The sequence below is a fragment of the Parasphingorhabdus sp. genome (genome assembly GCF_036568145.1).
In the GTDB taxonomy this organism is placed as follows: Bacteria; Pseudomonadota; Alphaproteobacteria; order Sphingomonadales; family Sphingomonadaceae; genus Parasphingorhabdus.
Genome location: NZ_DATCTC010000031.1, coordinates 115,459 through 136,680, shown reverse-complemented (window position 1 = coordinate 136,680; position 21,222 = coordinate 115,459). Strand labels below are relative to the sequence as shown.

The 21,222-nt window shown below is 53.7% G+C and carries 22 protein-coding genes; 12 read left to right on the top strand and 10 right to left on the bottom strand.

Annotation, left to right across the window (positions count from 1 at the left end; translation table 11 throughout):
- Positions 1 to 10 precede the first annotated feature (10 nt).
- Positions 11 to 316, bottom strand: coding sequence for a GIY-YIG nuclease family protein (locus VIN76_RS12200; protein WP_332042127.1), 306 nt, complete (start codon positions 314 to 316; stop codon positions 11 to 13).
- A 463-nt stretch (positions 317 to 779) separates the two neighbouring features.
- Entirely contained in the window at positions 780 to 1,217 is a 438-nt protein-coding gene (locus tag VIN76_RS12195; protein WP_332042126.1) for a hypothetical protein, read from the bottom strand.
- 107 nt (positions 1,218 to 1,324) lie between these two features.
- Here VIN76_RS12195 and VIN76_RS12190 point away from each other — a divergent pair, with 107 nt between their 5' ends.
- Both VIN76_RS12190 and VIN76_RS12185 read left to right on the top strand, forming a co-directional pair.
- Positions 1,325 to 1,459 carry a hypothetical protein gene (locus VIN76_RS12190; protein ID WP_332042125.1) on the top strand — a complete coding sequence of 45 codons (135 nt, stop codon included), beginning with the start codon at positions 1,325 to 1,327 and terminating at the stop codon, positions 1,457 to 1,459.
- Positions 1,456 to 2,823 (top strand): FAD-dependent oxidoreductase, encoded by a 1,368-nt coding sequence (locus VIN76_RS12185; RefSeq protein WP_332042124.1) that lies wholly within the window; start codon positions 1,456 to 1,458, stop codon positions 2,821 to 2,823. Before VIN76_RS12190 ends, VIN76_RS12185 begins: the two co-directional genes overlap by 4 nt.
- 41 nt (positions 2,824 to 2,864) lie before the next feature.
- Here the strand turns inward: VIN76_RS12185 and ppc are convergent, their stop codons facing one another.
- Both ppc and VIN76_RS12175 read right to left on the bottom strand, forming a co-directional pair.
- Positions 2,865 to 5,582: a phosphoenolpyruvate carboxylase gene (ppc, locus tag VIN76_RS12180; RefSeq protein ID WP_332042123.1), complete on the bottom strand. Its 2,718-nt coding sequence runs from the start codon at positions 5,580 to 5,582 to the stop codon at positions 2,865 to 2,867.
- Between the two features lie 96 nt (positions 5,583 to 5,678).
- Positions 5,679 to 6,245 carry an HNH endonuclease gene (locus VIN76_RS12175; protein ID WP_332042122.1) on the bottom strand — a complete coding sequence of 189 codons (567 nt, stop codon included), beginning with the start codon at positions 6,243 to 6,245 and terminating at the stop codon, positions 5,679 to 5,681.
- 97 nt (positions 6,246 to 6,342) lie between these two features.
- On the opposite strand from VIN76_RS12175, the gene gluQRS reads away from it, so the two are divergent.
- The 5 genes from gluQRS to egtD all read left to right on the top strand — a co-directional run bounded on the left by gluQRS (position 6,343) and on the right by egtD (position 10,408).
- Positions 6,343 to 7,233: a tRNA glutamyl-Q(34) synthetase GluQRS gene (gene gluQRS, locus VIN76_RS12170; protein WP_332042121.1), complete on the top strand. Its 891-nt coding sequence runs from the start codon at positions 6,343 to 6,345 to the stop codon at positions 7,231 to 7,233.
- Positions 7,234 to 7,242: 9 nt separating this feature from the next.
- Complete coding sequence (locus tag VIN76_RS12165; protein ID WP_332042120.1) at positions 7,243 to 7,473, top strand: HIG1 domain-containing protein; 231 nt, start codon at positions 7,243 to 7,245, stop codon at positions 7,471 to 7,473.
- A 12-nt stretch (positions 7,474 to 7,485) separates the two neighbouring features.
- Positions 7,486 to 8,064 carry a cob(I)yrinic acid a,c-diamide adenosyltransferase gene (locus VIN76_RS12160; RefSeq protein WP_332042119.1) on the top strand — a complete coding sequence of 193 codons (579 nt, stop codon included), beginning with the start codon at positions 7,486 to 7,488 and terminating at the stop codon, positions 8,062 to 8,064.
- 153 nt (positions 8,065 to 8,217) lie between these two features.
- Complete coding sequence (gene egtB, locus VIN76_RS12155) at positions 8,218 to 9,414, top strand: ergothioneine biosynthesis protein EgtB (RefSeq protein WP_332042118.1); 1,197 nt, start codon at positions 8,218 to 8,220, stop codon at positions 9,412 to 9,414.
- Between the two features lie 34 nt (positions 9,415 to 9,448).
- The gene (egtD, locus tag VIN76_RS12150; RefSeq protein WP_332042117.1) at positions 9,449 to 10,408 is read left to right on the top strand and encodes an L-histidine N(alpha)-methyltransferase; all 960 of its coding nucleotides are present in this window, start codon (positions 9,449 to 9,451) and stop codon (positions 10,406 to 10,408) included.
- A gap of 33 nt (positions 10,409 to 10,441) precedes the next feature.
- On the opposite strand, the gene VIN76_RS12145 is transcribed toward egtD, so the two are convergent.
- Entirely contained in the window at positions 10,442 to 11,524 is a 1,083-nt protein-coding gene (locus tag VIN76_RS12145; protein WP_332042116.1) for a DUF1176 domain-containing protein, read from the bottom strand.
- Positions 11,525 to 11,615: 91 nt separating this feature from the next.
- On the opposite strand from VIN76_RS12145, the gene VIN76_RS12140 reads away from it, so the two are divergent.
- Together VIN76_RS12140 and VIN76_RS12135 are read left to right on the top strand one after the other, a co-directional pair.
- Positions 11,616 to 12,485: a 3-hydroxyacyl-CoA dehydrogenase family protein gene (locus VIN76_RS12140; RefSeq protein ID WP_332042115.1), complete on the top strand. Its 870-nt coding sequence runs from the start codon at positions 11,616 to 11,618 to the stop codon at positions 12,483 to 12,485.
- 21 nt (positions 12,486 to 12,506) lie between these two features.
- The gene (locus VIN76_RS12135) at positions 12,507 to 13,652 is read left to right on the top strand and encodes an epoxide hydrolase family protein (RefSeq protein ID WP_332042114.1); all 1,146 of its coding nucleotides are present in this window, start codon (positions 12,507 to 12,509) and stop codon (positions 13,650 to 13,652) included.
- 102 nt (positions 13,653 to 13,754) lie between these two features.
- Here VIN76_RS12135 and VIN76_RS12130 read toward each other — a convergent pair whose 3' ends face one another.
- On the bottom strand, positions 13,755 to 14,531 hold the full coding sequence (locus VIN76_RS12130) for a TorF family putative porin (RefSeq protein ID WP_332042113.1): 777 nt from the start codon (positions 14,529 to 14,531) through the stop codon (positions 13,755 to 13,757).
- Positions 14,532 to 14,790: 259 nt separating this feature from the next.
- Here VIN76_RS12130 and VIN76_RS12125 point away from each other — a divergent pair, with 259 nt between their 5' ends.
- Positions 14,791 to 15,159: a hypothetical protein gene (locus tag VIN76_RS12125; RefSeq protein ID WP_332042112.1), complete on the top strand. Its 369-nt coding sequence runs from the start codon at positions 14,791 to 14,793 to the stop codon at positions 15,157 to 15,159.
- A 4-nt stretch (positions 15,160 to 15,163) separates the two neighbouring features.
- On the opposite strand, the gene VIN76_RS12120 is transcribed toward VIN76_RS12125, so the two are convergent.
- The 4 genes from VIN76_RS12120 to VIN76_RS12105 form a co-directional block, all read right to left on the bottom strand.
- A complete protein-coding gene (locus VIN76_RS12120) occupies positions 15,164 to 16,495 on the bottom strand; it encodes a mechanosensitive ion channel family protein (protein WP_332042111.1) in 1,332 nt (443 codons plus the stop codon).
- Positions 16,492 to 17,694, bottom strand: a complete 1,203-nt coding sequence (gene metC / locus VIN76_RS12115; RefSeq protein ID WP_332042110.1) for a cystathionine beta-lyase — start codon at positions 17,692 to 17,694, stop codon at positions 16,492 to 16,494. The genes VIN76_RS12120 and metC overlap by 4 nt, the downstream gene beginning before the upstream one ends.
- 100 nt (positions 17,695 to 17,794) lie before the next feature.
- Positions 17,795 to 18,631: a 3-mercaptopyruvate sulfurtransferase gene (sseA, locus tag VIN76_RS12110; RefSeq protein ID WP_332042109.1), complete on the bottom strand. Its 837-nt coding sequence runs from the start codon at positions 18,629 to 18,631 to the stop codon at positions 17,795 to 17,797.
- Between the two features lie 150 nt (positions 18,632 to 18,781).
- Complete coding sequence (locus VIN76_RS12105) at positions 18,782 to 20,116, bottom strand: LPXTG cell wall anchor domain-containing protein (protein WP_332042108.1); 1,335 nt, start codon at positions 20,114 to 20,116, stop codon at positions 18,782 to 18,784.
- Between the two features lie 105 nt (positions 20,117 to 20,221).
- On the opposite strand from VIN76_RS12105, the gene queF reads away from it, so the two are divergent.
- Together queF and VIN76_RS12095 are read left to right on the top strand one after the other, a co-directional pair.
- On the top strand, positions 20,222 to 20,692 hold the full coding sequence (queF, locus tag VIN76_RS12100) for a preQ(1) synthase (RefSeq protein ID WP_332042107.1): 471 nt from the start codon (positions 20,222 to 20,224) through the stop codon (positions 20,690 to 20,692).
- Positions 20,693 to 20,803: 111 nt separating this feature from the next.
- Positions 20,804 to 21,205 (top strand): thioesterase family protein, encoded by a 402-nt coding sequence (locus VIN76_RS12095; RefSeq protein WP_332042106.1) that lies wholly within the window; start codon positions 20,804 to 20,806, stop codon positions 21,203 to 21,205.
- Positions 21,206 to 21,222: the final 17 nt, after the last annotated feature.

The following is a 21,222-nucleotide window of genomic DNA, read 5'->3' as shown; positions in this document are numbered from 1 at the left end:
CGGTTACCACTCACCGCAAAGGTGCAAACCCTAAATCCTCGGCCATATCGCGCCATTGCGGGTTGGCGGCTTCGATGAGGTTGATTTTCCACGGCCGGTGCCAGTTCTTCAATTGCTTCTCTCGCGCTATGGCCAGCTCCATCGTTCCGAACTGTTCGAAATAGACCAGCCGCTTCAGAAGATATTTCCGGGTGAAACCGGGCACGATGCCTTCACGGTGCTGGTGGATGCGCTGCATTAGGTTTGATGTCACCCCGATATAGGGCGTACCATTGGGCTTGTTGGTGACGATATAGACAGCGGGTTGGAATGGCATCCGGTTAAGGTTGCGCTATTTGGATCCTGAAACAAGTTCAGGATGACGAGGCGTGGGGGGAGTGGCCATTTCTGTCAAAGCATATTCAGTTTCGGGGTGTTATCGGTATCACCAAACAAATCGCTGTCCTACATCGTCGCACCTATGATACGCACAGCGCGGCTCTTTCTCAGCAAGCATATTTGGCTTCGCCCGGCATATTCAAAAAGCGGCCGGAAGGAATTTTTCCGTTATCGGCAGGCGGCTGGATAAAATGTTGGAAATTCCCGCGAAAAAACAGGAATCGGCAGAAAAAAAGGGTTCCTTGGTGTGAAGTTAGTGAAGTTAGGGAATGTGATGCCTAAAAATAGCGCCCGTTTCGCGCAGTCTCATCATTAACCTCATCACTAGCGATTTCCTTGTTGTCGCCCGCTACATCAATATAGCCGGTAACTCTGCCACCGCTGCGCCAATCTTTCGCCGCCTATTCGTCAGACAGCTTCGGGTCGCGGTCGGTGTCCGGGCCTAACCGGCCGAGCGGGCTTTCGGAATCGGCGTCGTTGCGTTCGTCGCGATAGGCGGAATTGTCGATGACGCCGCTGCGTTCCATTTGCTTCATGTGATCGACAAGATCCTGCGCGTCCTGTGGATTGATCGCGCCGGGGTCGCTGGACGGATCGTGCTCGCTCGCACCCGCTCGGTTTTTATTCTGCGCCTGCTTGCCAACGGTTTGCGCCTGCGTATCTTCCTCGCGCTGGGACCGGTTCTTGCCTTCGGGGGCGTCGCTATCCTGAGCGTCTTTGCGGATGGGGGATTTGTCCTGTGACATCATAGTCTCCTTTACCCCAATCAACGCACGCGCCGCAAATTTGGTTGCATGAAGGCTGTGCCACCACTCGGCCAGCCCTTTGTTTGCCAGCATTGGTAAGGCCGCAGAGCCTTGTTATTCGCGCTGTGGCTTCAACCTGTGTTAAGCGCTTGATTTATTGCCGGGGCATTGCTTTCGCTATCCCGGAAAGGAATTAAATTATGAGCCAATTTTATCTGGTTATCGATCTTATCAACGATCTTTTGGCCGGTGATCCGCTTAAGCAGCAGATCACAAAACGGAACGTGCTGACCAATACCGCAGCTGTGTTGGAGCAGGCGAGAACGACTGAATGAACGATTTCGATTTTACGGTTCCGGTGCTTGTCGCAGGTGGCGGTGCTTGCGGTGCAGTGGCCGCGCTGGCAGCGGCGGATGCTGGAGTTACACCTCTGGTGATTGATCGCAATGACCGGGCTGGTGGATCTACCGGGATGTCGCAAGGCTTGTTTTGCGCCGCGGGAAGTGAATCCCAAAAGGCCCATGGTATTGATGATAATCCCGATATTTTCTTCGCTGACATCATGGCGAAGGCGCGCGGAAAAACGGATCCGGTGATAGCACGCTCAATCGCTGACAATAGTGCCCCGGCACTGGAATGGTTGCGCAATTCGCATGATCTGCCCTGGGAACTGGATACGAGTTTTCGCGCCTCCTACGGCAATAGTCGCGCACGTATCCATTGTTGGCCTGGCCATAGCGGGCTGGAGATGGTTCAGTTACTTCACCGCCGGATGAGTGATGCCGGTGTTGATGTTCTGATGGAAACGAAGCTTGTGGATATATACACGGGGGAAGATGGGAGAGTGACCGGCATTGCGGTCCAGCGCAAAAACGGCGAGATAGAACGGATTGGTTGCGAAAACTTGATCCTTGCTTGCGGTGGTTTTGGCGCTAACCGTCAGATGACTGACCTTTATATGCCAGAGACAGCGATGCTGAAATATAACGGCCATGAAGGAAGCGATGGAGAAGCAATCTTTCTCGCGGAACGAATGGGCGCCAAGCTAGGCGATATGGGTAGTTATCAGGGCTACGCAATGTTAACCGACCCACAGGGTATTACCGTCCCGCCCCCAATCATCATCGAAGGCGGAGTGATCGTTAATATATCGGGTGATCGTTTCACTGACGAGTCGCTGGATATAGCGGGCATGGTGCACCCGGTCGCACAGCAACCTGATGGGCGATGCTGGGTGATCTATGACGAGGAAATCGAAGCGCGGTGCGCCCATATTCCTGAAATGACTATGCTCAACGAATTAAATGCTCCGAAACAAGCGGAATCGACAGAGGATCTGGCGCGACTCATTAATGTTGAACCCCATAAGCTGGTGCATGCCCTGACCGAAGCGGCAGCAGCGGCATCGGTGGGGGCGGCCGACAGCTTTGGCCGTTCATGGTCCGATGATCGCCCGCCACAGGGGCGTTTGCGCGCCCTGCGTGTGACTGGCGCCCTCTATCATACACAGGGTGGACTCCAGATTGACGGGCAGGCACGCGTCTTGCGCGGTGATGGCTCTGCATTTCCTAATCTTTTTGCAGGTGGCGGTTCCGCTCGATCAGTTTCCGGACCGTCTTCATGGGGATATTTGCCCGCAATAGGATTGACAACCGCGGTTGTTTTCGGACGTCAGGCCGGGCTCGCATCCGCTGCCTAGGCTTTTGTCGTATTGGTTGAGCTGGAAGATATCGGCAACGGCTATCCGCTATTCCTCAGCGCTGTTGCAATGGCGTTCAGTGATAATTGTATCCCTTCGCCAATTCTTGGGTCGTCCTCTCCGGCGCGCAGGCGTTTCATCAATTCTATCTGCAGGTGATTGAGCGGTTCGATATAGGGCAGGCGAAGTTCGATGCTGTTGAACAGCGACGGGTTTTTCGCCAGCAAATGGGGTTGGTCTGTAATTTCCAGCAATATGTCGCGTGTCTCTTCCCAGCTTGACCGGATGCGATTGAAATAGGTTTCCCGCATCGCTTCATCTTCAACCAGCCGGGCATAGCGCGCGGCGATGCCCATGTCGGATTTGGCGAGAACCATTTCCATGTTGGACAGCGTGGCCTGAAAAAAGGGCCAGCTTTGCGCCATGTCTTTCAGCTTTTCGACATCATCAAAAGCCGAAAGCGCCTGTCCGACGCCATACCAGCCCGGTAACATGACCCGTGCCTGTGACCAGCTGAATACCCATGGAATGGCGCGTAGATCTTCGATTTTTTCGCTTCTCGTCCGGCTGGCGGGGCGCGAGCCGATTTTGAGTTTTGCGATTTCGCTTACTGGTGTCATCTGGCGAAAGAAGGTCCGGAAGCTGTCATCGCCATAAACCAGATCACGATATTCCGTAAAAGCGGTCCGGGAAATCCGGTCCATCGCGTCGGCAAAACCGGCGTGAACCTTGTGGTCAGCAGGGTCAGGTTCAAGCGATCGGAGCAGAACCGCCGATGTCATCGCTTCCAGATTGGCCTCGGCTACCGCCATCGTGCCATATTTGGCGGCAATGACTTCCCCTTGTTCGGTGATGCGGATACGGCCATCAACCGTGCCTTTGGGCTGCGCCTTGATCGCGCCAAAGGCGGAGCCGCCGCCGCGCCCCACAGCTCCGCCGCGGCCGTGGAACAGCTGCATCTTTACACCCGCCTTTTCAAACACGGGGGTCAGCGCCTGACTCGCTTTGAACAGGCTCCAGGTGGAAGTCAGATAGCCGCCGTCCTTGTTGCTGTCGGAATAGCCGATCATCACTTCCTGCGCGCCGCGTGCCTTCGTTAGCGCCAGCATTTCGGGCAGTGCGAAAAAGGCGGTCATCACTTGCGGAGCGTTTTCCAGATCGGTTACAGTCTCGAACAGGGGCACGGCCATGATCGGGCAAGTCGGCGGATCACCTTGGTTGACGGGTGCGCGATAGAGCCCCGCTTCCATCAAGAGCACATAGACTTCCAATATGTCGGATACGGTTTCGCCGTTGCTGATGTTATAATTGACGATGACTTCCGGGCCATATTCATCATGCGCCTGTGCCGCCGCGCGCAGGATGGAAAGCTCTTTGGCAGTCTCTTCGCTATAGCTGATCCAAGGACTAACCAGCGGACGGTTATTGGCCAGTTCCTGACGCAGGATTTTGATGCGGGTGTCTTCGTCAAGCGAAAGATAATCGCCTTCTACGCCAGCCTTGGCGAGCAGTTCCGCCACGACCCGTTCATGAACACGGCTATTCTGGCGCATATCGAGCGTAGCCAAGTGGAAACCGAACAGCTCAACCGTGCGGATCAAGCGCTCCAAAGCACCCGATGATGCAAACGTGCCATGTCCACCGGAGCGAAGACCGTCCGCAAGCGTGGCAAGATTTTCCCGTAACTGCTGCGGATTATCATAAGGTTTCGCCGCGATGGATGAGGGGCGTCCGGGGACATGACCACAAAGTTTCAAATGCGTTGCAGCCAGCCGTGCGTAGATACCTGATAGAGCGCGGCGATAAGGCTCGTCCTTGCGGCTTGGCGCATCATCACCGCTGGCATCGGCCAAAGCGATTACTTCATCGGGAACGAAGGCCAGTTCGGTCGATATGCTGAGTTCTGCCCCCATCGCGTGGATGCAGGCAAGATAGTATCCGATCACGGTTTCAGCGGCCCGTGACAAAGCCTCTTTCATCGCATCGGCATCGACAAACGGATTGCCATCCCGATCGCCGCCAATCCAGCTTCCCAGCTTCAGGAAATTCGGAAGCCGTGCCCCTAAGACCTTTCCCCATTTGTCATATAATTTCGGCAACAGGGGCAGAAAGACATCGCGCATGTAACTTTGCGATATTTGCACCTCGTCCGTCACGAAAAGCCGTTCACGGCGCAGCGGCCTTGTCTGCCAGAGCAGAGCGATTTGCCGCATTATCGCATCATCAAGCACATCGCCTTCGGGAGTCTCGTCCGCGCCTTTGTCTTTCATCAAGAGCAATTCGGCGATCCGCGCCCTGTGGTCGATTATGCTCTTGCGCCGCACTTCGGTAGGGTGGGCGGTCAATACCGGCGAGATCAATGCATCGTCCAGCAATGCCAGCACGGCATTCTTGTCCACATCCTCGCTGGCCAGTTTTGCGATAGCCTCGGCAACGCTGGCGCCTTCTTCCGCTTCTACGCCCTGACGGTCTTCGGCCAGGTTGGCGAGCAGAGAAAACAGCATGAAGCCACGAACAAAAGCGGTCGTTTCGTCAAGCGACAGCGCATCAAGGCCCGGATCAATCGCATGCGTATCGGCCAGTCCGCGATGACGGTCCACGCTGGTCGAGCGGATATATTCTGTCCGGCGATATAATTCTTCGCCGCCATAAGAGCGGATGACATCACCCAGCAATTTGCCGAGATATTTAATATCGGGATTTTGCCGAACAACCAGTGACGGGGCTACGGATGAGTCTGTGGAGCGTTTCTGCGTCATAGCTCTTTGCTGCACGGCTGTGCCAGCACGGTCAAGACAATCCTTGTGCCTGTAAAAACGCAATCACCGCCGTTGCGGGCAGGTTTAACCGCCGTTTCAACTTTCCAGTTCGATGTCCCAGTAAAGCCAGTCACGCCATGTATCATGCAGGAAATTAGGCGGGAAGCTGCGGCCATGTTCCTGTAGTTGCCAGTTGGTGGGCTTTATCGGTCTGTGCAAAAGCTGCATATGCGCTTCCTTTGGAGTGCGGCCGCCTTTCTTTAGATTGCAGGGCAGGCACGCAGTTGTCACATTTTCCCATGTGGTGCGGCCTTTTTGGCGGCGCGGAACAACATGGTCAAAGGTCAGGTTGTTCGGGCTGCCGCAATATTGGCAGGCAAATTTATCCCTCAAAAACAGATTAAACCGAGTAAAGGCAGGGTATTCCGACGGCTTTATATAGTTTTTCAGCGCAATGACTGATGGAATTTGCATGTCGAGATTGGGGCTATGCACTTCGCGTTCATAGCTGGAGACGATATTGACCCGGTCAAGGAACACGGCCTTGATCGCGGTTTGCCAGGGCCACAGGCTTAATGGATAATAAGAAAGCGGCGTATAATCGGCGTTCAGCACCAGTGACGGGCAACTTTCCGGATGCCGTAACAGGTCAGGGTGGTACATAGTTCAACTCCTCCCTTAGTCTTTGACTGTCCGCCCTTTATCCGCAAGAACATGACATAGTCATTACAACTGACAAGCAAAGAACATTATCTGCCCTATGACGTCAAGAGTCTATGTAAGCCAAGATGTAGTGGTGCGCTTTGCACCAAGCCCCAATGGTTGGTTGCATCTGGGCCATGCTTATGCGGCTCTTACGGCCTATGATTACGCACGGGAACGCGGCAGGAAGTTCCTGCTCAGGATAGAAGATATCGACCTTGGCCGCAGCAGACCGGAATTTGTCGATGCGATACTGGCCGATCTGCGCTGGCTGGGAATAGACTGGGATGGCGAGGTTATTTACCAGTCACAGCGCCTTGATAGCTATGGCGAGGCGGCCGGGCGGCTAAAAGATATGGGGCTGTTATATCCGTGCTTTTGCACGCGCTCGTCGTTGCAGGCTATCCAGCAAACCAAAGGGTTTAGGCAAGGGCCGGACGGGCCTATCTATCCGCGCATTTGCAGCCATCTAGATAAGGATGAAGTCGCTCAAAGAATTGGCAATGAGCCGCATTGTTGGCGCTTGGATGTTGAGAAAGCGCTTGATTTAACGGGCGCATTGACATGGCATGACGACCTGCGCGGCGAGCAGGTTGCTGATCCTGCTGTGCTGGGGGATGTCATTATAATCCCCAAGGATAATCCGGTCAGCTATCATCTGGCTGTGACAGTGGACGATGCGCGGGACGGGATTACCCACGTTGTGCGCGGGCAGGATTTATTTGCATCGACCCATATCCATCGTTTGTTGCAGGCGCTGCTGGGGCTGCCCGTTCCGCGATATGTTCATCACCCGGTTCTGGTTGATGAAACCGGATCGAAACTATCAAAAAGCCGGGGGTCTGCATCTTTAACCCTATTGCGGGAAGCGGGTGCGAATCCCTATATGTTAACCAGCCGATTACGGAAAAATATATTCCCGGTTGGCATTACCCTGTCGAAGGTCTAAGGCAATCCTATGAGCTATGTACTGATTATATTGATCCTGATCGCGGCTGGTGCCGTTGTTTATGCTCTGGCGCGCGGGCTGGTTGCTTTTGCTAATATGAAGCCGGATGATGTCGATGCCGACGGAGTCACTGCTTCGCACAAGAAACAGAATCAAATGATGTTCGCGCGGGTGAAATATCAAGCGATCGCAATCGTTCTGGTGGCTTTGCTAATCCTAATTGCCGGCGGCCAAAGCTAAAAACCGCTCTTTATGGTCAAGCTGAACAAGATTTACACCAAGACTGGTGATGACGGGACGACTGGCCTTGTCGGCGGCGCGCGTGTTGCCAAAAATGATCCGCGCATGGCCGCAATTGGTGACGTTGATGAGCTTAACAGCGCGCTGGGCGTGGCAATTTGCCAACTTGATGATGCTGAATTGCTGAAATCGTTACAGGTGATCCAGAATGACCTGTTCGATCTGGGCGCCGATCTTGCGACTCCAGCAGATAACGACGATGATTTCGCACCTTCGGAAATGGTATTGCGGGTGACACATTCGCAAGTTGACCGTCTGGAAAGCGAAATTGATGCGATAAATGACGGGCTTGATCCGTTAACCAGCTTCATCCTGCCGGGCGGTAACAATGCCGCAGCCGCCATTCATCTGGCGCGGGCAACAGCACGCAGAGCGGAACGGACTGCCGTGAGCGCTGCACAGGTTATGGCGATTAACCCGCAGGCTTTGGCTTATCTCAACCGGTTGTCGGACTATCTTTTCGTTCTTGGCCGGATGCTTAATAATGGCGGTAAAGCTGACATTTTATGGGTTCCTGGCGCCTCGCGCTAAGCCGGTCTGACTGCGCTAAGGCGCTCTGCGAAATATGTTTCAGCACTCTTTGTGAGTAAATATAGCCGGTTGACGCTGTGCTCGTTCGTTCTATGTTCTGTAAACGACCGATAAAACGGAGTAGAGCTGATCGCTGATCAAACCAACGCAAGCATGTCGTTTTCTGCTGGTTCTGAGAAACTTTCTCGCCGGCGGGATATTGCGGACAGGTTTCAGGCTATCAGATCCCATAGCATTTTGTTGATTAGCGGGTTGAGCGATGCCGATGCGACCGTCCAATCGATGGAAGACGCCTCGCCGGTTAAATGGCATCTGGCGCACACAACATGGTTTTTCGAGACTTTTCTTCTACGCGATCATGTGCCCGGCTATGCCCGCTTTGACGATGCTTATGCCTATTTGTTCAACAGCTATTATGAAGCGGAAGGACCGCGGCATGACCGGCCTGCACGCGGACTGCTGACCCGCCCCTCGTTAGAGGATGTGCTTGACTACCGCGCCCATGTGGATGCTGCAATGACGGAAGCGATGGGCGGTTTTTCAGCTGAGGCATTGGATTTGCTTGAACTTGGTCTGCATCATGAACAGCAGCATCAGGAACTATTGCTGACAGATATATTGCACCTGTTTTCCCGTAATCCTCTTGGCCCGGCTTTGCTCGATCCAAAGCCGCGCCATGCATTTACCGAAACGCCGCTGGGCTGGATAGAAGGTGCAACCGGTGTCCAGTCGATTGGCAATAAGGGTGAGGGCTTTGCCTTTGATTGCGAAGGTCCCTGCCACGAAGTGTTTTTGCATCCCCATGCGATAGCCGACCGACCGGTGACTAACGAGGAATGGCAGCAATTTGTCGCGGATGGCGGATATGCAGACCCGCGTCATTGGCTGTCCGAGGGCTGGGCCTGGGTGCAAAATCATAATATTAACGCCCCTCTGCACTGGAAAGAGCGGGACGGCGTAACCAAGGAATTCACGCTGCAAGGTTGGCGCGATCTCATTTTGTGTGCGCCGGTGCGCCACATCAGCCTTTATGAAGCCGATGCCTATGCCAATTGGACGAAAGCACGCCTGCCGACCGAAGCCGAATGGGAGGTGGCCGCGCGAAACGGATTACCGGAAACCGGCAATGTGTGGGAATGGACAGGCAGCGCCTATCGTCCTTATCCCGGTTTCAAACCCGCCGAGGGCGCAGTCGGTGAATATAACGGGAAGTTCATGTCCGGGCAGTTTGTCTTGAAGGGCGGAAGCGTAGCGACGCCGCCGGGGCATATCCGCGATACATATCGTAACTTCTTTTACCCGCATCAACGCTGGCAATTTACGGGCCTTCGCCTCGCCAAAGATATTTGATTTCAGGAACCTTGCCGCCAGGGACGACTTTCTAATGGATATGACAATCAGCCAGCTTGACCCGGCCTTCAAAACAGATGTGTTGCGCTGTTTCGCAGAGCGAAGCCATGCTATTCCGGCACGGTGGCTCTATGACAGAAGGGGGTCGGAGCTTTTTGAACAGATTACCGAGCTTCCGGAATATTATCCCACCCGGACCGAAACGGGATTGCTGGAAAATTATAGCGCAAAGGTTGCGGAAATAAGCGGGGCAGGGCGCGCGGTTGTTGAATTTGGTTCAGGAAGTTCGACGAAAACGCCCCTTTTATTGCGAGAGATGCAACCCGCTGCCTATGTTCCGATTGATATTTCGGGGGAATTTCTTGCCGCCAGCGCAGCCCAGCTGCAAAGCAGTTTTCCAGAGCTTCCGATCTATCCACTGGAAGCCGACTTTATGCGACGGCTGAAATTGCCGTCCGAAGTTTCCGATATGCCAAAGCTCGGTTTTTTCCCCGGCTCTACCATTGGCAATATGATTGCCCGCACGTCTGTTGATCTGCTGCGTTTCATGCGGGAAACATTGGGCGTGGGGTCACAGTTGCTCATCGGTTTTGACCGGATCAAGGATCAAGATGTTCTGGTCGATGCCTATGATGACAGCGCCGGGATTACCGCTGAATTCTCGCTCAACCTGCTGCACCGGATCAACCGCGAGATGGATGGGAATATCCCTGTCGATCAATTTTGCCATGTTGCGATCTGGAACGACCTATATGCAAGGATCGAGATATATCTTGAGGTCATGTCAGATGTCGGATTCTCGATCGATGGCGACCAATATACTATGGCAAAAGGGCAGAGGCTCCATATCGAAAATAGCCACAAATACGGCTTGCGCGATGCGCGTTTGATGCTGAGGGCAGGGGGCTGGTCACCGCTTCGCGAATGGAGCGACGAACAGGACTATTTTTCTCTCGTCCTTGCGGAAGCACATCCGTTTAAAAACGCGCCCTGAAATCCTCTTCAGAACATATGCCGGGCCAGTAGTTCAGCTTTTCATATATTGGGCGCGCCAGGTGGTGATCCATTCATAGGCGCCGCGACATTCCCGCATTTCTCTGGCTTCCAGCAAGCGGAACTGTTCGCCATCCCATATGAATCTTTCCGCATTGCCGCAATCGCCGAGCCCTCTGCCCTTGGCATAGCTGCTCAATATCTGTGTCTCCCCGTCCCAATGGGGGTTCACCAGCAAAGGTAGCCGTTCCTTGCCGCCCCATTTGGGTGGCAGATCATAAGTTGCAGGGCGGAAGGCCCAACTTGCGCCATTCTTCTCGTTGCCCTTGATTTCACCGATGTAGGCTGTGCTTGAAAAATTATAGGCTCCCGAACCACAGGATATCAGGACAAGTGCGCGATAACGGTCATCCTTTTGCCCCAGTGGGTAGATTTGATCTTCCACAACGCCAAAACGGTCATCTTTGCAGACAGAATGTTCGATCAGGTCAACAATCTCTGTCGTTGCAGGAATACGTTTTGCAGGGGCCCATTGCTGGACCGTGATTGTCGGAATTTCGGATTCCAGCGGCCTGAATATCCGCCGGCCTTTTGCTACCAGGGCCGTGCGGGTGTAGGTGCGTTTTTGACGAGCATCCATATAACGCAGCGCGGCTGAAGAACCGGATAGCGATATGTTTGTTAAATTCTCACCGTCCGGACCGACGACTTTTAATTTATAGCCGCGGATTATCGCACGGGACACTTTGACGGCATCTTCGCCAACAATCTCGATGGGATAATTGCCTTGAACCAGCGGTCCGGTATCAACCAGACGTCCATCCACAAATATTTGATAGCGATCCAGACTATCATTCTGGATGAGCGCACGGATTTTGAGGATGTCGTCTTTGTCCGAGGTGCGGGTAATGACAATCGGGCCGCCCCAGTTATCAAACTGGTCGCGCTCTTTATCGGCTGCCAAGGAAACGGCCTGGCAATTTCCTCCATTGTCACAGCCGACCGACCAGTCCTTGAAATTTTTTATTTCACCGGGCGTAGGGACAGGCAGTGGCATAGTTGCCGTTGCGGCAGCAAACATGGCAACAAGGCCTATAGTGGAATTAATAGGGATCATATTTGTAATCTAGCCAGTTTGATCGACAATCGCTAGTGCCTTCTGGTGTCAGCATTAACTGCTAGATAATGATAATTCAGAAGGAATAAAAATGAAATCTATTGGTATCATCGGATCAGGACAAATGGGCGCCGGAATCGCGCAGGTTTCAGCGCAAGCGGGTTATCATGTCTATCTGTCGGATATGAACCAGGAGATTGCCGAAAAGGGCAAAGCCGGAATAGCAAAACAATTGTCGCGGCTGGTCGAGAAAGAGAAAATCGAGGAACAGGCAGCTAAAACCGCTCTGGACCGGATTGAGACCATCGGGTCGCTCGATCCAATGGCTACGGCGGATATCATCATCGAAGCGGCAACGGAGCGTGAGGATGTCAAGCGCCAGATCTTTGGCGCTGCATCAGAGATTTTAGGTCATCAGGCGCTTTTGGCGTCTAACACGTCCTCGATTTCCATCACCCGGCTTGCACAGGCGGTCAAAGATCCGTCGCGCTTCATTGGCGTGCATTTTTTCAACCCGGTCCCGTTAATGGGCCTGGTCGAAGTTATTCGCGGCCTTGCAACCAGTGACCAAAGTGTTGCCAAAGCGGATGCGTATGTCAAAGCACTTGGCAAGCAGTCTGTGCACGCAAAAGATTCCCCGTGTTTCGTCGTCAACCGGATTTTGCTTCCCATGCTGAACGAAGCCTTTTTCGCGCTTGGCGAAGGCACGGCGTCCATGGAAGATATTGATCGCGGCGTGCAGCTTGGCCTTGGCCATCCCATGGGGCCGATAACCCTGGCGGATATGATCGGGCTGGATACATTGTTGGAAATCTTGCGCGTACTGCAAACCGATTTTGGTGATCCGAAATATCGTCCGGCGCCTATTTTACAGAAATATGTCGAGGCCGGTTGGCTGGGCCGCAAAACCGGAAAAGGTTTTTATGACTATTCAGGGGAAGCGCCGACCCCTACGATGTAAACAAAATAAGGGAGAGGATGCATGAAAGAAGCGATCAGAGATTATAAGATCGACATTCAGCAACCGGTATTGGACGATTTACAGGCACGGCTCGCAATGGCCCGCTTTCCGGAGAAAGAGCCGGTGGACGATTGGAGCCAGGGCATCCCGCTTGCCTATGTAGAGGATGTCGCGGCCTATTGGCGGGATGGTTATGACTGGCGGCGCTGTGAAACTGCGCTCAACCAATATCCGCACCATATGACCGAAATTGATGGTGTGGATATCCACTTCATGCATATCCGCTCACCCGAACCGGATGCCCGCCCGCTCCTCATGACCCATGGCTGGCCGGGGTCGATAATCGAATTTATGGACGTTATAGGGCCGCTAACCGACCCTGCCGCCCACGGGGGTGAGGCAAAGGACGCTTATCATCTCGTGATTCCATCTCTTCCAGGATATGGTTTTTCGGGCAAGCCAGCAAAAACCGGTTGGGGCGTAGAAGCCATTGCCAAGGCATGGGATATACTCATGATGCGGCTGGGCTATGACCGCTATTTTGCACAGGGCGGCGATTGGGGCGCAATGGTGACATCAGTCATAGGCGCTCAAAATCTGGGCCATTGTGCCGGCATCCATATCAACCTTGTCGTCGTTGGTGCGCCTCCTGAAGAAGTTGTGAAAAATCCGACCGTAGAGGAGCAGGAATCGTTTAAGCGTTTCGCAAATTATCAAACGCAAGGCGTCGGTTATGCCGAGATACAGCGGACCAAACCGCAGACCTTGGGCTATGGCCTTGCCGATTCTCCGGTAGGGCAGATGGCCTGGATTCTTGAGAAGTTCCAAGGCTGGGCCGAGGGCGGGTCAGCACCTGATGACAATTTTGACCGAGACCGTTTGCTGGACAACGTCATGCTCTATTGGCTGAACAATGCGGGGGCATCATCGGCACGGCTATACCGTGAGAGTTTCAGCAATCCCAATATAGAACCGGTACATATGCCTACCGGGTGCAGCATCTTCCCGAACGAGATTATGACCCCTTCGCGCCGCTGGGCCGAGAAGCGTTTCAAGAACCTGCAATATTGGGGTGAAGCGGATAAAGGCGGTCACTTCGCGGCAATGGAAGTCCCGGAACTGTTTCTTCGCGAAGTGCGTAACTGTTTTGGCGGCATGCAACTATAATCCCAGAAGATCACTGAGTATCGCACATAAAAAAGCCGCCCTTCCCCAAGGGCGGCTTTTCTATTGTGACGAACCTATTTGTGAATTCAAAACCCTAAGGAGTTAAAAGGATACGCCCAAAGAAAATATGAATGCGCTGTCAGTAAAGTCATTGATCGAAGGCGCATCTGTGTCGGTATAGGCAACGCTGGCGGTCAGGTTTTCGGTAATTGCCCAATCGGCTCCCAGTTTCCAATCAAGGTAATTATCATCGCCTACTACGCCTACGGGATTGCCCAAGGAACCGTCATTCAAGCCGATCGATGCATTCAGCGATATCGGTGTATTGGGAATAGCGCCCGAAACGCCGGTATAAATATATACATTGTCACGGTCGCCAAGGCTGCTTTGATCCCAAGCATAAGCGATACCGGAAGTCACTTCAACCGGCCCAAGGGTGGTTGAAAGCGAAGCATAAGGTTCAAAATAGTCGCTTGGTCCAGCCAGTCCGCCTTCACCATTCGGGTAAATATAATAGAGCAGGCCAGCATCAAGAGTCAGGCCGGAAGAAACTTCACCGGACCAGCCTGCATAGATGTCTACTTCAGTATGACCATAAGTCGGGCTGTCTTCCAGCGAAGAAGCCCATGTGCCGACATAAAATCCGCTTTCATGCGCCACATCAATACCGCCCTGGATAGCGAAATCGCCATCTGACAAAGACAGTCCGCGGAAGCGGTAATCAGAAGTTATTGTGGCATTTCCGGATACGGTAAGGCCGCTGCCTTCAATTTCTTGAGCGAGGGCCGGTGCCGCTGTAGATGCCAATAAAATAGATGATAGGCCGATAATGCCGGATTTGGTTATTGTGCCTAGCGAGGCTTTTTTGGACGTGCGCATGAATATCCCTTTCTGGTTGATGCGTATCGTCCCTCCTGGATGCTGTTCCGGTTGTCTTTTTTTGCGCTGGTAGGGCCAGCGGAGGACAATCTCAGAACATGTGAAAGAAAATTGCATCATCTTGCTGCGCCGCACAACAAAAAAATGGCAGCAAAGATGACATAACTCGGCAGTGTGATAATCATGCCACATTCACTGGTTTGGCCCTGATTTTCTGCCTGTTTATAACTTGTTAACCATGAAGTTTTATCGCGGGGGCATGTCAAAAATTGATTCCATCAAAAATAAAAATGGCCGGAATGATCCCTTTGCGGAGAGCTTTGAGCGGCTGAAGGCCGTCGAGTCTGTCGCTGGTTGGGTGGCGAATATGGCCGGTGAGCCCGAAACTTCGTCATTTGTGCTGGCCGATCCGGATTCGATGGAAGCGGCCTATCGCGATAGTTTCCCGATGACCCGGAAACGGTTTGACCGGGGGTGTGATGATCTGGCGGTCATGGCCCGCTCTGGGGCCAAGGCCTTGCTACAGATAAACGCAGCGGACGGGGGCCGGGGCGATTATGCAGCCCAGCGTTTGATGCGTGAAATTCAAATGTCGGGACGTCGCACACTGGACCTGCTGCGAAATTAACATCTCATTCGGGTTGAATCGGGACTCCGTCCTTATCCGGTCCTTTATCCAAGCCTTTATCCAGGACATTGTCCGGGAGTGATTTGATATGCACATCGCGCTGGGGAAAGGGTAGCTCGACGCCATTTTCCTTGAACAGATCCCAGACCCGTTTAAGCACTGCGGCCCTGAAATTGCCGACCCCTGATTGGGGATCATTGATCCAGCATCTGATTTCAAAATTTACGCTGCTATCCCCGAATCCCAACATCCAGACCACCGGTTTCGGGTGGGCAAGGATACGGGGAACATCGATGCAGGCCTGTTTCATCAAATCGATGACTTGATCCATATCGCAATTATAAGATACACCCACCGGTATGCTGATCCGAACATTTTTATTGGAGTAGGACCAGTTCTCGACCTCTTGAGTCATCAGGTTTTCATTGGGGATGAGATGTTCTTTCCCCTCACGGGTCAGAACGGAGACTGCTCGAACGCCAATTTTGTTAACCCAACCAAAACTGTCACCAACCGCGATCACGTCACCCGGTTTGATCGATCGGTCCATTAGAAGGATGATCCCGGCAATCAGGTTACCGATAGTTTTCTGCATCCCGAAACCGACCGCTAAACCAAATGCGCCAGAGAAAACCGCCAAGGCGGTCAGGTCAATGCCGAGAATATCGAGACCCAGCACGAAAGTAATGCCCAGAATAGCGACGGTAGCGAGCTTTTGTCCAAGCAATTGTTGTGCGCTGTCCAACTGGCTGTTGGAAATGACGTAGCTGACCAGCTTCATCAAAACACGCGCCACGGCGAGCAGGATGACGGCTGTCATGATTATCGTGACAACAGCGAGAAGCGAAATACGACTTGTGCCGACATCAACGCCAACGCGGTCCAGCGCCATGGTGATACGATCAAAATTCCCGACCAGACCAAGGGAGGCTGATATAAAAACCGTCAGGCCCATGACGGTGCCAAGCCAGTTTGGCATGCGCACACCGCGGATCAGGTCATTGGTGAACAAGCCCAGAGTGATCGCGATGGTGAGCGCAAAGATTACTAGCGGGATGAGCTGCCAAGCCCAGACTGAAATGAAAATTCCGCATAATAAGAAAGTGGTCGCGCGCCGGATCATGTCACGGATGCGCCGTCCGGCCAGTGCGCTTTCATAACCAGCGCGGGTTTCCCAGATATGTCGCAATCTGGGACCGGCATGCTTGCTGATCAACCAACCTGCGATCAGCGAGAATATGACCAGACCGGCGGCAATAGCCCCCTCGATAAATTGCCAACTATCCGATAAATCCGGTGCCAGACTTTCCAAATAACTGACAATTTTCTGTATCATGATGCTATTCTGTTAAACTGTTCAAAGCCTTTGGCAAGGTCGGCGATCAAATCATCCGGGTCTTCCAGCCCGATATGCAGCCGCACCAGCGCGCCTTTCATCGCCCATTCGGTCGCCGTGCGATGCTTGCCCGGATCCACGGGCAGGGCCAGGCTTTCAAAACCACCCCAACTATATCCAATGCCAAATAAGGTTAGCGCATCGATAAAGGCGGTACGGGATTGCTCGTCACCGTCCGTAAGCTGGAATGAAAACAGGCCGGATGATCCTATAAAATCACGCTTCCAGATATCATGACCGGGGCAGTCGGGCAGGGCGGGATGCAGGACTTTGCCAACCTCCGGGCGGGCTTTGAGCCAATGCGCCACTTCCAGAGCAGATTGCTCGTGCTGTTTCAGCCGCACCTCCAGCGTTCTTAACCCGCGAGCGGCAAGATAGGCGTCATCTGGAGACACGACCTGACCCAATTGCTGCGCTGTGCGCCGCAGTCGTGTCCAGTATTTGTCATGGGTGGTTGCGGCGCCCATCATCACGTCGCTGTGGCCGACAATATATTTGGTCGCCGCGACAATGGATATATCAACGCCATTCTCAATCGCCGGAAAAAAGCGCGAGGTTGCCCATGTATTGTCCAGCAAGGTCACAATGCCCGCCTGTTTCGCCGCCGCGCATATGGCCGGAACATCCTGAATCTCGAAAGTCAGGCTTCCCGGACTTTCAAGCAATATCGCCTTGGTCCGGTCCGTGAACTGTGAGCTGATGTCAGACCCGATCATGGGGTCATAATAGCGTGCGGTTATCCCCATGCGTTTCAGGAACGCGTCGGCATAGCTTCGGCTGGGGTCATAGCTATTATCGGTCAGTAATATTTCATCCCCCGGTTTCAGAACCGCCAGCATCGCGCAGGCTATAGCCGAAACCCCCGATGGATAGAGCATTGTCCCGGCTGCGCCCGGCTCCATTTCTGTGAGAGCTGCGGCCAGCGACCATTGTGTAGGAGAACCACGGCGGCCATAAAAAAACCGGCCATCTTCATTTGCCGAAAGGCCCGCCCGCAAATCTGCAACGCTGTCATAAAGATGGGTGCTGGCGCGCCAGACCGGAGGATTGACGACCGCCCCGGTCCATTGTTTGCGCCTGCCGCCGGTAACGGCCTGGGTCGCCGGTTTTTTGCTGGATTGGTCTTTGTTATCGGCCAAATTCTGTTCCGTTAGCCCAGAGCCTGTCGAAGGGCGCTTCTTGTCTAAAGACGGGCTTCGACAGGCTCAGCCCTAACTAACGGTGTAAACGGGGTTTCTATCAGCCGGTGACTTTGGGCGTGTCCGCGTCTGCTCCCCATTCAGCCCAGCTGCCGTCATATAGCGCAACTTTGTCTGCGCCAGCCAAGGCTGCGGCAAAGGACACCACTGCTGCGGTAATCCCGGAACCGCAGGTCGTCACCAGCGGCTGGTTCAAATCAACACCGGCTTTGTTGAAGATCGCTTTCACTTCATCTGCCGTTTTCCACGTGCCGTCTGCATTGAAAAACTCGCTATGCGGAATGTTGACGGAACCGGGAATATTGCCTGAGGCTAAACCGGGGCGGCTTTCCGCTGTCGCTCCGGAAAAACGGTCAGCGGGGCGGGCGTCAACCACCTGCTCGTCCTTGCTGTGAAGGTTGGCCAGCATGTCCGCTTTGGTGCGGATATCCTTATCATCTTTCCAGACGGTAAAGTGCCGGTGGCGATGTGCTTCCTTACCGGTTTCGAGCGGGCGGCCTTCGGCTTTCCACTTGGCTAGTCCGCCGTCCAGTATCGCAACTTCGTGCGCCCCGAATATGGTCAGCATCCACCACGCGCGCGCCGAACTTTTCAAAGGGCTGTCATCATAGAGCACGATGCGGCTGCCATCGCCAAGGCCAAGCGATTGCATGCGGCTGGCAAATTTTTCGGGCGGGGGCAGCATATTTTCAATCGAGCTTGTGGTGTCAGTCAGATCGCCCAGATCCATGAAGACCGCTCCGGGAATGTGGCCCGCTTCATATTCTGCGGCCGGATTGCGTCCGGCATCAGGCATGAATTTGGTGGCATCAACTATACGCAAATCCGAAGCGCCCAGTTCATTCGCAAGCCAGTCGGTTGTTACCAGCAGTTCCATTATAAGCTCCTTATCAAGCGGAGGGATCAGCCCCTTTTATCGATTCGTCTTCAAAAGGTTGAAGCTATATTGCATCGTGGTCCAAATCCACCGCTTATGTGCTGTTTGAGCGAAATGCTGTTTCGGTTGTTGCACTTGGGCCAGTGCCGGTTAAGCGGAGGTCAGAGGTCGCTGCCCGACCGGCCCAAAACTGCGCGGGCCCAGATCAAGCCTGAAAGGAGCCATCTTCGCGCGCGGGGGTTCATATTCCCGGCCAATGATGAAAGAAGCGCCCTGGTGATGCGTGTTGCCTTTGTCATCTATATATTCGGTGCTGAAATGAGCCAAAGGAATGAACAGCGCCTGGGATTTGATAGTAATCGGGCGGATGGAGCTTAACGGCAGGCGGATATCGCCGGTTAATGTGACCGAAGCTCCCGCAGGCAGGCTCTCCGTTTCATGCAGCAGGTCACCAGACTGGGTGGCTGCATTACGGGCATTTTGCGAATCCGCCTGCATCATCGTACCCGACAGGCGAATATTGCTCAGGTCCTGATCCGATATGTTGGTTAGCGTGACACTGTAGTTAAGCACCGCATTCAGCAGCGTAGAGGATGCACCATTGGCAATAAATTCAATCCGCAAAAGGCTGGAATCCGCCTTTGGCATTGGCTGCGGGGAAGGTGTGGCCCCGATTTTAGAGATGACAAAACCGTCACGGGAGACTGACGACGGCTTTTTGGGCTCCGCCGGATTGGGGGGCGAATAGATTTTTGGCGCCGGTCTGCGCGGCACCGGTTTTGGTTCAGGTGCTGGGACGGGTTCAGGATCGTCCATCAGCCCATGTTCGGAGCTGCCCGCCAGTGTCTTGCGCCGCCAGAAATAGAGTCCCAGACCAGCGAGCAATAGAATGAATATAGCGCCGCCGAAATAATATAGGCTGTTCGATTGCGAGCCTTCCTGTGCAGACGCAGAGGCTTCTGTTTGTGGCGCAGCGGCGGCGGCAGGCTGGTCAGAAGGCGAGGGCTGAACGGTTTGGCCGAGCGCATCCGCTTGCGGCAGGCCATTATCTATCGGTGTTTCGGCCTGTGTTCCTGGATCAACGCTTTGTTGAGGCGTTGTTGTGCGGGTTGCGGGTAGCGACTGTCTTGGGTTGCTGTCGGCAACACCGGTATCAGTATCCGGGGTAGGTGCGGTAGGAACCGGTTGGACGACAAGCGGGCTGCTGGGCCGGACAGGATCAGGCTCTGTAACGACCTTGGGAGGCGGGCCATTTTCTTCTACCGGTCCTTGCACATTTCTATCTGCCGGTGGCTCTTGGTCACCGGGGGGCAGGGAATATTCACTGACCGAAGGCAGGTCAGGCGGAGGCGTCTGCGGTAATTGCCTTTCCACTGTCTGGCCCATAGCGGACGGAGGAAGCGCGGCAGACACACCAAGCGCACCGGCAATCACCAATGCCAGCGTCTTTGCGCGCATCTTTCGTCCCATATATTTTATTGTCATATCTGTTTTGAACCCTGACCCGCTTCTTTTCGCTTTGTCCACTGAACCGCAAATGAATATTCTTGCAGGGATGACATGAGCCGCCCCGTGCATTAGATGGTCTGCATGACAGATAAAGACCCATCACACACTGCACCAAAGTTCCTGGGACAGAGTAGCACATTGCCCGCTTCACCCGAAGAGGCGGTGCTCGACTATGTTCCCAATCCGCGGGCGGGTGAATTATATTTGACCCGATTTGCCGTGCCCGAGTTTACTTCCCTGTGCCCCGTGACAGGGCAGCCTGATTTCGCCCATCTGGTGATCGATTATGCGCCCGATAAAACGATCGTGGAATCCAAATCGCTCAAGCTGTTTTTAGGGTCTTTTCGCAACCATGCCGCTTTCCATGAGGATTGCACGGTGGGTATCGGGCAGCGGCTGTTTGGCGAGATGAAGCCCAAATGGCTGCGTATTGGCGGTTATTGGTATCCGCGCGGCGGTATTCCGATCGACGTGTTCTGGCAATCGGGGGAGCCGCCCAAGGGGCTATGGATCCCGGATCAGGGGGTTGCACCCTATCGTGGGCGCGGCTGATTAACGCGCGCTTTGTTAGTTACGAAATATAATCCGCCAATATGATGCTCTTGTAGGTTGTATGTCTCTTGCCCCCTATCAATTTGGGGCAGAAAACCCTATTATAACAATATGAACAACATGCCGCATCAACACAACATTGCCATCAAGCCCGATGATATCGATTTCATGGGTCATGTGAACAATGCCAATTACCTGACATGGGTTCAGGATGCGGTGATTGCGCACTGGCAGAAAATTGCACCGTCGGATGCGCTCGCAACCCATATGTGGGTGGCGTTAAAGCATGAGATTACTTACCGGAAGCCTGCTTTTCTGGACGATGACGTGATTGCTGAAGTCTTGCTGGAAAAAGTTCACGGCGCGCGCGCATTTTACAGCACAATCATTCGCCGCGGTGAAGATGTGTTGGCCGAAGTGCAGTCAAGCTGGTGCTGTGTCGATGCCGATACGCTGCGCCCGATGCGAATCGCTAAGGATATCGTAGCCGATTTCTTTGGTACCAAATCATAGGCCCGAGGTTTGGCTTT

Excerpts from the sequence above, each read along its gene's own strand:
- VIN76_RS12200 (WP_332042127.1), bottom strand. The coding sequence starts at position 316 with ATGCCATTCCAACCCGCTGTCTATATCGTCACCAACAAGCCCAATGGT.
- VIN76_RS12195 (WP_332042126.1), bottom strand. The coding sequence starts at position 1,217 with ATGCTGGCAAACAAAGGGCTGGCCGAGTGGTGGCACAGCCTTCATGCA.
- VIN76_RS12190 (WP_332042125.1), top strand. The coding sequence starts at position 1,325 with ATGAGCCAATTTTATCTGGTTATCGATCTTATCAACGATCTTTTGGCC.
- VIN76_RS12185 (WP_332042124.1), top strand. The coding sequence starts at position 1,456 with ATGAACGATTTCGATTTTACGGTTCCGGTGCTTGTCGCAGGTGGCGGT.
- ppc (WP_332042123.1), bottom strand. The coding sequence starts at position 5,582 with ATGACGCAGAAACGCTCCACAGACTCATCCGTAGCCCCGTCACTGGTT.
- VIN76_RS12175 (WP_332042122.1), bottom strand. The coding sequence starts at position 6,245 with ATGTACCACCCTGACCTGTTACGGCATCCGGAAAGTTGCCCGTCACTG.
- gluQRS (WP_332042121.1), top strand. The coding sequence starts at position 6,343 with ATGACGTCAAGAGTCTATGTAAGCCAAGATGTAGTGGTGCGCTTTGCA.
- VIN76_RS12165 (WP_332042120.1), top strand. The coding sequence starts at position 7,243 with ATGAGCTATGTACTGATTATATTGATCCTGATCGCGGCTGGTGCCGTT.
- VIN76_RS12160 (WP_332042119.1), top strand. The coding sequence starts at position 7,486 with ATGGTCAAGCTGAACAAGATTTACACCAAGACTGGTGATGACGGGACG.
- egtB (WP_332042118.1), top strand. The coding sequence starts at position 8,218 with ATGTCGTTTTCTGCTGGTTCTGAGAAACTTTCTCGCCGGCGGGATATT.
- egtD (WP_332042117.1), top strand. The coding sequence starts at position 9,449 with ATGGATATGACAATCAGCCAGCTTGACCCGGCCTTCAAAACAGATGTG.
- VIN76_RS12145 (WP_332042116.1), bottom strand. The coding sequence starts at position 11,524 with ATGATCCCTATTAATTCCACTATAGGCCTTGTTGCCATGTTTGCTGCC.
- VIN76_RS12140 (WP_332042115.1), top strand. The coding sequence starts at position 11,616 with ATGAAATCTATTGGTATCATCGGATCAGGACAAATGGGCGCCGGAATC.
- VIN76_RS12135 (WP_332042114.1), top strand. The coding sequence starts at position 12,507 with ATGAAAGAAGCGATCAGAGATTATAAGATCGACATTCAGCAACCGGTA.
- VIN76_RS12130 (WP_332042113.1), bottom strand. The coding sequence starts at position 14,531 with ATGCGCACGTCCAAAAAAGCCTCGCTAGGCACAATAACCAAATCCGGC.
- VIN76_RS12125 (WP_332042112.1), top strand. The coding sequence starts at position 14,791 with ATGTCAAAAATTGATTCCATCAAAAATAAAAATGGCCGGAATGATCCC.
- VIN76_RS12120 (WP_332042111.1), bottom strand. The coding sequence starts at position 16,495 with ATGATACAGAAAATTGTCAGTTATTTGGAAAGTCTGGCACCGGATTTA.
- sseA (WP_332042109.1), bottom strand. The coding sequence starts at position 18,631 with ATGGAACTGCTGGTAACAACCGACTGGCTTGCGAATGAACTGGGCGCT.
- VIN76_RS12105 (WP_332042108.1), bottom strand. The coding sequence starts at position 20,116 with ATGACAATAAAATATATGGGACGAAAGATGCGCGCAAAGACGCTGGCA.
- queF (WP_332042107.1), top strand. The coding sequence starts at position 20,222 with ATGACAGATAAAGACCCATCACACACTGCACCAAAGTTCCTGGGACAG.
- VIN76_RS12095 (WP_332042106.1), top strand. The coding sequence starts at position 20,804 with ATGAACAACATGCCGCATCAACACAACATTGCCATCAAGCCCGATGAT.